Origin of the sequence: Microbulbifer sp. CAU 1566, from assembly GCF_023156515.1 — a bacterium.
Classification (GTDB): domain Bacteria; phylum Pseudomonadota; class Gammaproteobacteria; order Pseudomonadales; family Cellvibrionaceae; genus Microbulbifer.
Genome location: NZ_JALNMG010000007.1, coordinates 216,185 through 227,985, shown reverse-complemented (window position 1 = coordinate 227,985; position 11,801 = coordinate 216,185). Strand labels below are relative to the sequence as shown.

10 protein-coding genes are annotated in these 11,801 nt (G+C 57.5%); 3 read left to right on the top strand and 7 right to left on the bottom strand.

Translation table 11 applies throughout. The features are described 5' to 3' along the window. Positions 1-40: 40 nt before the first annotated feature. Positions 41-2,086: a PQQ-binding-like beta-propeller repeat protein gene (locus M0G74_RS16985; protein ID WP_248219846.1), complete on the bottom strand. Its 2,046-nt coding sequence runs from the start codon at positions 2,084-2,086 to the stop codon at positions 41-43. Here M0G74_RS16985 and M0G74_RS16980 point away from each other — a divergent pair. Then, complete coding sequence (locus tag M0G74_RS16980) at positions 2,076-2,480, top strand: hypothetical protein (protein ID WP_248219844.1); 405 nt, start codon at positions 2,076-2,078, stop codon at positions 2,478-2,480. The genes M0G74_RS16985 and M0G74_RS16980 overlap by 11 nt on opposite strands. Positions 2,481-2,628: 148 nt before the next feature. Here the strand turns inward: M0G74_RS16980 and M0G74_RS16975 are convergent, their stop codons facing one another. The 4 genes from M0G74_RS16975 to M0G74_RS16960 all read right to left on the bottom strand — a co-directional run bounded on the left by M0G74_RS16975 (position 2,629) and on the right by M0G74_RS16960 (position 6,879). After that, on the bottom strand, positions 2,629-3,930 hold the full coding sequence (locus M0G74_RS16975; protein ID WP_160151557.1) for a TRAP transporter large permease: 1,302 nt from the start codon (positions 3,928-3,930) through the stop codon (positions 2,629-2,631). 15 nt (positions 3,931-3,945) lie between these two features. Beyond that, the gene (locus tag M0G74_RS16970; protein WP_160151558.1) at positions 3,946-4,533 is read right to left on the bottom strand and encodes a TRAP transporter small permease; all 588 of its coding nucleotides are present in this window, start codon (positions 4,531-4,533) and stop codon (positions 3,946-3,948) included. A 54-nt stretch (positions 4,534-4,587) separates the two neighbouring features. After that, a complete protein-coding gene (locus M0G74_RS16965) occupies positions 4,588-5,517 on the bottom strand; it encodes a TRAP transporter substrate-binding protein (protein ID WP_248219889.1) in 930 nt (309 codons plus the stop codon). Between the two features lie 393 nt (positions 5,518-5,910). Further along, positions 5,911-6,879 carry a sugar kinase gene (locus M0G74_RS16960; RefSeq protein ID WP_248219842.1) on the bottom strand — a complete coding sequence of 323 codons (969 nt, stop codon included), beginning with the start codon at positions 6,877-6,879 and terminating at the stop codon, positions 5,911-5,913. 499 nt (positions 6,880-7,378) lie between these two features. Here M0G74_RS16960 and uxaC point away from each other — a divergent pair, with 499 nt between their 5' ends. Continuing rightward, positions 7,379-8,794 (top strand): glucuronate isomerase, encoded by a 1,416-nt coding sequence (gene uxaC / locus M0G74_RS16955; protein ID WP_160151569.1) that lies wholly within the window; start codon positions 7,379-7,381, stop codon positions 8,792-8,794. A 13-nt stretch (positions 8,795-8,807) separates the two neighbouring features. After that, positions 8,808-10,298, top strand: coding sequence for a mannitol dehydrogenase family protein (locus tag M0G74_RS16950; RefSeq protein WP_248219840.1), 1,491 nt, complete (start codon positions 8,808-8,810; stop codon positions 10,296-10,298). Between the two features lie 262 nt (positions 10,299-10,560). Here the strand turns inward: M0G74_RS16950 and M0G74_RS16945 are convergent, their stop codons facing one another. Beyond that, positions 10,561-11,241 (bottom strand): cytochrome c3 family protein, encoded by a 681-nt coding sequence (locus M0G74_RS16945; RefSeq protein WP_282450277.1) that lies wholly within the window; start codon positions 11,239-11,241, stop codon positions 10,561-10,563. Between the two features lie 65 nt (positions 11,242-11,306). After that, on the bottom strand, positions 11,307-11,795 hold the full coding sequence (locus M0G74_RS16940) for a nitrate reductase cytochrome c-type subunit (RefSeq protein WP_160151572.1): 489 nt from the start codon (positions 11,793-11,795) through the stop codon (positions 11,307-11,309). Between the last annotated feature and the right edge of the window lie 6 nt (positions 11,796-11,801).

The window sequence follows — 11,801 nt, the reverse complement described above, 5'->3', positions numbered from 1 at the left end:
TGGCACTAAGGCCTTAACTAAGGCCTTACCTTGGAGTTAACTACTGTGACAAAGTAAACGCCTGACGCGCTTCGTAGTCATACACGGCAACCAGATTAGTGAAGCCTTGCACGAAATATATACGACCACTGTTCGGATCAACCGTAAGGTCATCGTGAGACCGCCAGTCCGCGGAGAAGTAGCGAAACTCCCGATCACCGGTTTCCACATCTACAAATACAAGCGGCGCGTATGTGCTGTTGGCGTTGACGACGAGTTGATTACGCGTTGGGTCCAGGGTGATATCCCGCAAAAGTCTCAGCGATTCCCCCGACCCAATGGATGGACTGGACAATATCGTGCGATCCCCGCTCTCCAGATCGACCCTGAAAATTGTCTCCTGTTCGTAATCGGATACATAGAGTGTCCGCTGATCTTCACTGAGCGCAATATCCGTCAAGCCAACCCAACTTTCGCCCAATCCTTTACTACCGGGGGCACTGACCACAAATTCTTCGCCAGATACCAGATCGACACCGATCAAGGCATTCGACACAGCATCACCAACGTACAGCGTCTTCAGGGCGCCGCTGACAAAAAGGCTTGTTGGATTCGCGATCAATGATGCCTCTGATCCCGCGCCAGCCAATACCATACTGCGCGCTCCGGAAATCGGGTCAATTTTAATAATTTCAGGCCGTAGCGTGCTAAATACGTAGGCCTCGCCGGTCAACTCATCTACGGTCAGGCCTCCGGAGTAAAAACTGATATCCACACCAGCCCCCACATATTCCCCGGATAATACTTTTCGATCACCCGACACAGGATCGATAGTCATCAGTTGCGCGGGCAGAAGCTGGTTAAGCTTATTCAGGGTAATAATCCGATTGTTCGCTGGATCATAGGCGACGTCCGAAATTCTGTTCACCGTCGGGCCCGCGCCGCGCAGTGAAGGTGAAACTTGACTCCGTTCACCGGACTCGATGTCAACGGCCAACAAATGGTTCGCCTGACAGCTGCTGATATAGATCGCACCCCGCGCCACACTCGCAGCAAGGCCCAGGTTCTGCTCAAACACCAAGTTCGAATGCGCGGATGTACTACTTGCCGAGAGCACTTTTCGGTCACCGGTAGCGATATCGACTTCCACCAGATCATTGCCCAAATCGGTGATATAGGCTTTTCCGGCATTTTCATCCACCGCCAATCCGGTGGCAAAATCCCATAAATGACCACTTCCGATGGATTCACTACTGATCAAAACACGATCCCCCGAATCCAGGTCAATCTCCGCAAGCCCCTTGATGGAAGCCTCCGCATCATCGGTAACAACAAATACTCTGCCATTGGACACGGTGAGTATGTCGAATTCACTGATCGCAGGACCATTCCCGATGAAAGGGCCCGAGAGGCGGCTGCGCTCTCCGCTGTATAAATCGATGGCATAAATCGATTCGAGGTCGGCTTCGCTGTCACCGGGAGGGGCGCCGAAGAAAAAAGCTCTCGGCAAAGTATCATCAGGAACAGGGATTCCCACCCAGGAAAAATACACATCGTTCTGGCCGTGGCTCGAGACAAGATCGCCCTCATCGCCATTCGGAGTAATTTGACGCAGTTCCTCGCGGGTTATGCTGTAGAACCCCTGGGTAACCGAGCTGTAGAAACGGAGCACATTTTTATTAGTGAAATCACCAAGCTTTACCCGCTGGAAAGGGTCAAGGCTGGTTTCTACCACGCCAACACTCAGGTCGAGAAACGTTCCGCGATTGCGATCGAAATTCATCCTCCCGCACAGTCGCCCGCCTTTTACTATGTGTGAATACAGCACTCTCGGGCTGGCGACTTCGGAGATATTTCCGTGTATATCTTCTGCGCGGATGGATAAATGGGTCTGCGCCCCCTGAATCGCCTCTTCTGATACCGGAATGGTGACCATCCAGGTGCGATAGTCATCCTCTGTCCATGCGCTCTGCCCGTTTACCGCGATCGACTTTATTTCACTTTCATCCTCCGCTCTCCCGCGAATAGTCGCGTACTCACCTTCGACCCAAAGCCCATCGAGGTGGGGAAAGTCGAGATATGTTTCAGGCGCCGAAGTGTCCGACATTCCGCCACTACTACTCGAAGAACTACCAGAAGAACTACCACCGGATGAGCTGCCTGATGATGAACTGGAAGACGAACTAGAGGAGGAGCTTGAAGATGAGCTAGAGGAAGAACTTGAAGACGAACTGGAACTGGATGACGAGCTTCCTCCAGGACCATCCCCGGATTCACCAGACGAGGATCCACCGCCGCCGCAAGCAACCAATAGCGAAGATAGCAGAACAACTGAAAATCCGTTGAGACCAGAAAGAGATAATTTCACGGTGAGAGCAATTCCTTTTGAGATGCGAAATGGCTCAAGATATAACCATAGAGATAGCGGCCGTTTCAACCCGCCCCTCGGCAGGCCGCTCTCGGATAGACACTGCCCCAAACAATGGACACTACGTCAGTAACTCAGGACAAAAAAAAGCCGGGCTAACCAGCCCGGCAATACCATCCTGAGATGATGCGAGGAAATCAATGAAAAGTGCCACGCAGGGCGATACTACATTGGAGGCCTAGCCCAACCTCCGGTACAGCGATGAGCAACCTTTGGGGCAGTTACTCAATCAATCCCAGCGCGCGCGGCAGAAACTCGCTGATGGCCGGCACCAAGGTGACCAGTGCCAGTACCACGAACATCATCAGGTACATGGGCATCAGCGGGCGGATCAACGCTGTGATTGATGTTTTGGAAATACTTGCCCCCACAAACAGCACACTGCCCACCGGCGGCGTACACAGACCGATACACAGGTTCAGGATCATCACGATACCGAACTGCAGCGGTGACATTCCCAGCTCGGTCACTACCGGCAGGAAGATAGGGGTAAAGATCAGTACCGCCGGGGTCATATCCATAAAGGCGCCCACAGCGAGAAGAATCAGGTTGATGGTCAGCAGGATCAGCAGCGGGTTATCACTCAGGGTGATCAGGGCCTGGCTGATGGTCTGCGGAATATTCTGGTAGGACATGATCCAGGACATGGCCGAGGAAGCGGCGATCAGGAACATCACGATCGCGGTGGTCTCAACGGACTTGGTCAGCAGCGCCGGCAACTGATTCAGCTTCACTTCCTTGTACACCACACAGGAAAGCAGCAGCGAGTAAAGTACGGCGATGGCACTGGCTTCGGTAGCGGTGAAGAAACCACTGATGATGCCGCCGATCACGATAAAGATCAGGAACAGGCTGGGCACCGCGTCCACGGTTTTCTGCACGGCTTCTTTCAGGGTGGGCTTTTCACCGACCGGGTAGCCTTTGGCTTTCGCCCAGACGCCACACACCATCATCAAACCCAGAGCCAGCAGCAGGCCTGGCAGGTAGCCGGCAATAAACAGCGCAGCGATGGACACACCACCGGAGGCCAGCGAGAAGACGATGAGAATATTGCTCGGCGGGATCAACAGGCCGGTGGTGGAAGAAGCCACGGTCACCGCCGTGTTGAAGTTTTTGTCGTAACCCTCTTTGGTCATGGACGGAATCATGAAGCCGCCGATGGCCGAGGTGGCCGCAACTGCAGAACCGGAAATGGAGCCGAACAGGGTGCAGCTGATGATGTTCACGAACGCCAGGCCGCCGGGCAACATGCCCACCAGCACGCGGGCGAAGTCGATAATGCGCCGGGCGATACCGCCGCTGCCCATCAACATGCCGGAAAAAATAAAGAACGGAATGGCGAGCAGCGCGAAGCTGTCGATGCCGCTGGCCATACGCTGGGCCATGGTGATCATGGCCGGGTCAAAATCGATGGTGCACAGCATGGTGAGCACGGTAGCCGCACCAATACTGATGGAAATAGGCACATTAAGCGCGAGAAGGATCAGAAAACTGACCAGCAATACCAGAACTGCAACTTCCACGATGACTCTCCTCGCTTAGGCTTCGACGGCAGCTTCGGGCTGCTTTTGTTTTTGTTGGTTCTGCTGACCGGAAGCCGATGCTTCAGCGTCATCATCGGTGTAGGGATGTACCCCGGAATCGAATTCCGCCGGCAACTCTTCTTTCGCCGTAATCAGCTCGACCAGATGATCGATGGAAAAGAGGCAGATCAGCAGGCCGGACAATGGCAGCACACTGTAGACATAACCCATCGGCAGGTTCAGCGCCGCAGAGTATTGCTCCAGCTCAAAGGTGAGCAGCATCAGCTTGGCACCGCCGTAAACCATCGCCAGGGCGGCGAAGGCAAAACACACCAGCACCACAAAAATCTGCAGCGCGCGGCGCTTGGCACCGTGCAGGGCATTGCTCAACAGGTCGATACCCAGGTGGGAGCGTTTGCGGTAGGCGTAGGCACCGCCCAGCAGGCCGATCCACACCAGCAGGTAGCGCGCCACTTCTTCGGTATAGGAGCTCGGCTGCATCGGCAGGAAACGGGTGAGGATCTGCCAGGTCACGTCCAGCACCATCAGTGCCAGCAGCGTACCCAGCACAAAGGCCAGGGCCTTTTCAATTTTCTGCATCATCTTTGCCTTCCACTTTTAATCGTTCGTTATTAGTGGGCTTTTATTTTTTAACAATTAATTAATGGCTTTGATCTGGTCCAGCAGATCGCCAACCTCGGTGCCCTTGTAGCTGTCGTGCAGCGGTTTTACGGCATCGATAAAGGGCTGTTTATCCGGGTAGATGACTTCCACACCTGCCGCCTTCACGGCCGCCAGGGACTCCTCGGTGGATTCCTGCCACAGCTTGCGCTGGTAGGTCACGGCTTCGGCCACGGCCTGCTCCAACCACTGCTGTTGTTGCGGTTCCAGTTTGTTCCACACCTCGGTGCTGATCAGCAGCAGGTCGGGCACATAGGTGTGCTCGTCCAGGGTGTAGTACTTGGACACTTCGTAGTGCTTGGAGAGGTAGAAACTCGGTGGGTTGTTCTCGGCACCGTTGACCACGCCCTGCTGCAGCGCGGTGTACAGCTCACCCCAGCTCACCGGGGTGGCGGCGCCGCCCAGGGTGTTGACCATCTTGATCGCGGTCTGGCTGTTCTGGACACGGATTTTCTGGCCGGCGAGATCGGCCGGCGACTGCACACCGATATCGTTCATGTAGAAGCTGCGGCTGCCGGCATCCAGGTAACCCAGGCCGCGCAGGCGCGCACGCTCACAGGCCACCAGCAGGTCTTTGCCGATTGGGCTCTGCAGTACATTCCAGAAATGTTCGGAATCGCGGAAAACGTAGGGAAGGTTGAAGACCTTCATCTCCGGCACAAAGCCCTCCATGGGGCTGGCGGAGACCTTGGTCATGGCCAGGCTGCCGATCTGCAGCAGTTCGATCAGTTCGCGCTCACTGCCCAGCTGACCGCCGGAATAGATATCGATGCGCATGGTATCGCCGGACAACTCCCGCAGGCGCTTGTCCATAAACACCATGGCGCGGTGTACCGAGTGTTGCTGGTCCAGGGTGTGGGCCAGCTTCAGGGCAACCTGGTCTTCCTGAAAGCCGCAGCTGGCCATCAGGATGGTGGCGCCTGCCAGCGCCGCAGCGCGCAGCTGCTGCCAGAATCTTCTCGTTATCATCATCGTGACCTGCGATTTATTTCTTATCGGGTACAGGTGTGTCGGTACTGCCGGGCCCCGGAATACAGCGGGCATCCAAACGCATGGCAGACCAAATTGGTCATACCATACTACCAACAACCGGTCAGCGGGTGCAAACGGTCTTTGCAGATTTACCCTGGCGAGAGCTCCCGGCAAGTGGCATCGGGGACATCCCTCCCCAAGACGGCGACAGGAAAAACGCTGTAGACCCGCAACTCGCGGTGAATATTACGCCAAAACGGCGCATTTTTAACCTGTTAATTCACAAGCGGCTCGACCACCGGGCCTGACCAGCCGCCGCAAGCCTGCTCAGCAGGCCTCGGCTTCCGGCGCCTCTGCAGCAGCAGCCAGATACTCAGCGCGCGGAATAATGGCACCGCGGTGGCCGATAACCCGCGCGGCACAGCGGTTGCCCGCAGCGATGGACTGTTGCGGGCTGGCACCCTGCAAACGGGCCGCCAGGTAACCGGCATTGAAAGAGTCGCCAGCGCCAGTGGTATCCACCACACGGCTGACCGGGGGCACGTCGATGGCGGTCAGTTCGCCGTCGAGCTGCAGCAACACCGGCTCGGCGCCGCGCTTGATCACCAACTCCACCACACCCGCCCTGGAATTGCGTTGTACACACTGGCCCGCGCGCTTGTCGCCCCACAGCGCCTGCTCGTCCTCAAAGGTCAGCAGCGCCATATCGGTCACGGCCATAAAGGCGGCCACCGCTTCCCGCGCCTCGTCGGCAGACTTCCACAGGCGCGGGCGATAGTTGCTGTCGAAGGCCACACGGCCGCCAGCGGCACGGTATTCCTTGAGGAACGCCAGCAGTTCGACGCGGGCATCCGCGCTCATGATGGCAAGGGTGATGCCAGACAGGTAGAGGCAGTCCATTTCGCGCAAATGGGCCTTCAGCGCCTCGCGGCGGTCCGCATCCGCAAACAGCTCCCGGGCCGGGGCCTGGTCGCGCCAGTAGGTGAAGTAGCGCTCGCCGTCTGGCGTGTTCTGAATCATGTACAGGCCCGGGCAGCGGCCCGGCAGGCGCGCGATGGCGCTGGTATCAATCCCCTCCCCGGCCAGGCGAGTGAGCACTTCCTCACTGTAGGGGTCATCCCCCAGCAGGGTCACGTAGCTGACACTGACACCGCCGCGGGCGATATACACCGCGGTGTTGTAGGTATCCCCGGCGTAGGACTGCGCCAGCAGCGGCTTGTCGCTGCCTGCCTGCTCCTGAACCGACGCCTGCGGCGCCAGTTCCACCATGACTTCTCCCAGTGCTGCCAGCTTCACTACTCTCTCCTACGCGCCCGCTGGCGCTTTTTCTTATGGCGGTTATTCGGTACGGATAAGGGGTATCGAGGGCTGGAATTATCGCCCAATTCAAAATGCCTTACCAGAATGGTTGACTGGTATAACCAATTTTTGGCAACATGACAACAATCGCTGCTCTTCATCGGGCATCGAGGTTTTCTCCATCGCCTGGCGCACCGGGCACGAGGGGGCTGGTTTGGACCCCTTTGCCTTTGTTTAGCGCATACCGCCCGCTCCCGCCCCAGCGTTGTTCTGGGCGGAGAGCCGGGCTTTTTCTTGTTCCGCCTCTTTTCACCGGACAGTCACGTCACCGGGTGGTCGCACAGCGAGAAAAGTAGTCGCACAGCGAGAGAAGATGTACGGCGTTACAGGTGAGAGATTGAGAAAACCACACAACAATAAACGGGGCCAGCACCGGCTACACAACAACCCGCGCAGCTGATCCCAAATGGCAAACCCGAAATCTGGAAGCATACCCATGACACGCCCTCTGATTCTGCATCCCGACCGTCTATTTCCGGCCGATAAAGTGAGCCGGGATATCGCGCGCAATCTTTACCAGAGCGTGAAAGACCTGCCGATCATCAGCCCGCACGGCCACACGGACCCGTCCTGGTTCGCCGAGAACCAGCCGTTCGGCAACCCGGCCAACCTGCTGATTCGCCCGGATCACTATGTCTTCCGTATGCTCTACTCCCAGGGTATCCCGCTGGAGAGCCTGGGTATCCGCACTCAGGACGGCGCCCAGGTTGAGCAGGATCCACGCAAGATCTGGCAACTGCTGGCGGACAATTACCACCTGTTCCGCGGCACCCCGTCGCGCACCTGGCTGGATACCGTTTTCCACGATGTGTTCGAGCTGGATGTACAGCTGAGCACTGAGACGGCCGATCTTTACTACGAGCGTATCGACAGCTATCTGCGCCAGCCGGAGTTCCTGCCGCGCGCGCTGTTCGAGCGTTTCAATATCGAAGTGATTGCCACCACCGAATCCCCGCTGGACGACCTGCGTCACCACCAGAAGATTCTGGACAGCGGCTGGAAGGGCCGTGTGATTACCGCATTCCGTCCGGACCCGGTACTGGACCCGGACTTCGAGGGCTTTACCGATAACCTGGCGCAGCTGGCCGAGATCACTGGTGAAGATACTTCCACCTGGTCCGGTTATCTGGCGGCGCTGCGTAACCGTCGTGAATTCTTCAAGCAGATGGGCGCTACCTCCACCGACCACGGTCACCCCACTGCGACCACCGCGAACCTGTCTGCGGCGGAAGCCGAGGCGCTGTTCCTGAAGGTGAGCGCGGGTAACGGCAGCGCAGCAGATGCGGAGCTGTTCCGCGGCCAGATGCTGACCGAGATGGCGCGCATGAGCATCGAAGATGGTCTGGTGATGCAGATCCACCCCGGCTCTTTCCGCAACCACAACAAGGTGGTGTTCGAGCGCTTCGGTCGCGACAAGGGCTGCGATATCCCCTCCCAGACCGACTACGTACACGCGCTGCAGCCGCTGCTGGAAGCGGTAGGTAATGAGCCGAACCTGACAATTATTCTGTTCACTCTGGACGAGACCAGCTACAGCCGCGAACTGGCACCGCTGGCGGGTCACTACCCGGCACTGAAGCTGGGCCCGAGCTGGTGGTTCCACGATAGTCCGGAAGGCATGCGTCGTTTCCGCGAGCAGGTGACCGAGACTGCCGGTTTCTACAATACCGTTGGCTTTAACGATGACACCCGCGCGTTCCTGTCCATCCCCGCCCGCCACGATGTGGCGCGCCGTATGGATTGTGTATGGCTGGCGCAACTGGTCAGCGACCACCGCCTGCAGGAAGACGAAGCCTTCGAACTGGCCGCGGACCTTGCCTACAACCTGGCGAAAAAAGCCTACAAGCTTTGATAGGTAGAAAGAAATGAGCCAAGAAAGACTCAACAACCAACTTCTGGAAAGCCTCCCCGCCGAGGTGATCAAACCGGCCTACGACCGCAACGAAGTCACTACTGGCATCGTGCACCTGGGCATCGGCGCTTTCCACCGCGCACACCAGGCGTGGTACACGGAAAACCGTATTGCCGCCGGTGAAAAGGACTGGGGCATTGTGGGTGCGAGCCTGCGCTCCGCCGGGGTACGCGATCAGCTAGTGCCGCAGAACGGCCTTTATTCCGTGGTGGAGAAGTCCAATGCGGGCACCAAGGTGCAGATCGTCGGTGCGGTGAGCGATGTGCTGGTGGGCCCGGAAAGCCCACAGCAACTGCTGGAGCTGCTGGCCCAGGAAAGCGTGCGTATCGTTTCCCTGACCATCACCGAGAAAGGCTACTGCCACGATCCGGCGAGCGGCGACCTGAACCCGCAGCACCCGGACGTGATTCACGATCTGGCGAATCCGCAAGCTCCCAAGTCTGCGCTTGGTTACATCGTCGGCGCCCTGGCCCTGCGCAAGGAGCGCGGTCTGCCGGGCTTTACCGTACTGACCTGTGACAACCTGCCATCCAACGGCAAGCTGCTGGGCAACGTGCTGGGGCAGTTTGCGGAGAAAGTCGACAGCGAACTGGCAGCGTGGATTGCGGAAAACACCACCACGCCGTCCACCATGGTGGACCGTATTGTGCCGGCCACCACCGATGCCGACCGCGAGGAGCTGGAAGCGCTGATCGGCTGTCGCGATGAGGCGGCGGTAATGGCGGAGCCTTTCGCCCAGTGGGTTGTGGAAGACAATTTCCTGCGCGGCCGCCCGGAGTGGGACAAGGCCGGCGCGACCTTTGTGGACGATGTGGAAGTCTACGAACTGATCAAGCTGCGCCTGCTGAACGGCAGCCACTCCATGCTGGCTTACAGCGGCTATCTGGCTGGCTGTGAAACTGTTGCAGACGTGATGGCGGTACCGGCATTCAACAAGCTGGCACTGCACTTCATGCAGTCCGAGGCTACTACCTCTATCGAGGTACCTGCCGAGTTTGATATTGCCGCTTACCAGGCAGAACTGATCGAGCGCTTCGAGAACCGCGCCCTGCGCCACCGTACCTGGCAGATCGCCATGGACGGTTCGCAGAAGATTCCGCAGCGCTGGCTGGGCACCCTGCGCCACCAGCTGGCGAATAACGGTCCCATCGAAGTGCTGAGCTTTGCCCTGGCCAACTGGATCCGTTACGTATCCGCGGTGGACGAGAAAGGCAATGCCATCGAGGTTTCCGATCCGCTGGCGGCAGACCTGAAAGCGATTTGCGATCAGTACAAGCCGCAAGGAAACGAAGCACTGGCCGCGAACTTCCTCGCGTTTACGCCGGTGTTCGGTGACGACCTGAAACAGAGCGCACCCCTGCAGGATGCCGTGGTGAACTGGCTGAACAAGCTGGATGCACAGGGCACCCTGGCCTGTGTGGAAGAAGCGTTCGCGAGCCTGTGATTTTTTTAAGCCAGTAAGTCTGTAAGTTTTTTGTGATCTATCTGCCGGCGGCTGTTAACCAATTACCTACAGTAATGCCGGCCTTTCCTTCGGGAATCAACAGTTTGTCTTTTTGTTTGTTTATTTTTGCTTTGTTTTAAAGCACTCGTATTTTGTTTGGTAGTTTGCCATTAGTTTCCATTGCTCTGTTTTGAGAATCTCCCTTGGAAACTTTCTTTTGAATCCCGCGGCTAACCCCGCGGGATTTTTTTATGGGCGCACGTTAGTCCTTGTCTTCGGCCTTTTGCTCGGTGTCGTCCGCTTTCAGCGGGTTGTCGTCGCCAAACCGACTGGCGTCGTGGGCAGGGTTGTCCGGGCCCCAGGCATCCTCGTTGGCCATGTTCGGCAGGTGGTGGGCGATACCGCGATGGCAGTCGATACAGGTCGCCTTGCCGGTGGCCAGCTGGGTCGAGTGCATCTGGCGCGCGCGCAGGCTCTGCACACTGAAATCCATGTATTCGAAATCGTGGCAGTTTCGGCATTCCAGGGAGTCGTTGGCTTTCAGGCGCGCCCACTCGTGTTGTGCCAGCTCCAGGCGCTTGTCGAGGAATTTTTCCCGCGTACTTATGGTCCCGAAAATCTTCCCCCACACCTCTTTTGAGGCCTGCATTTTACGCGCGATTTTGTGTGTCCACTCGTGGGGCACATGGCAATCCGGGCAGGTGGCGCGGACGCCGGAGCGGTTGGTCCAGTGAATGGTACCTTTCAGTTCCTGATAGACGTTGTCGCGCATCTCGTGACAGCTGATGCAGAACTTTTCGGTATTGGTCGCTTCCAGCGCGGTGTTGAAACCGCCCCAGAAAATAATCCCGGCGATAAACCCACTCAACAGCAGAAAGCCCAAGCTGAATGCGGTGGCCGGGTGGCTCAGGGTGTGCCAGTAACCTTTAATCCAGTCAATCATCGCTCAGCTTCCGGATCGAATAGTGGTTGGCAAAATATCTATTGGCTTGCTTCACTCGCCAAACCTTACTGGGCAGACTCTTGCTTCTGGTTACGCAGCAAAATATCCACATCCTTGAAGGTATTGCCCACCGAGGATTTCGCCGTGGTCTGCGGGACATGACACTGCAAACAGAAGTAGCGTCGCGGCGCCACATCGGCCAGCACCTGGAAATCCCGATCCATAAAGTGCGTAATACTGATCATCGGCGCACCGCTGACGGCGGTCTGGATGCGGTGGTGGCACTCCAGACAGCGGTTGCTGTTCTTGTCGATCTGGTAATCGCGGATGGTATGGGGGATGGTCGGCGGCTGTTCCGGATAGGCGCGCACGCGCTTACCGTTCGCATTCACCGGATCGGCCAGCTGCGGTGCATCCTTTTCTTCAAACAGGGTACCGCCCTTGCGAATACCATCCGGTCCGGGGGTATTGGGAAATTGCTCCGCTACCGTCGCCAGGCCACACACCAGAACGATCAGCGCTCCGACGATTGAGAAAACCTGTTTTCCGTTCATCATTGC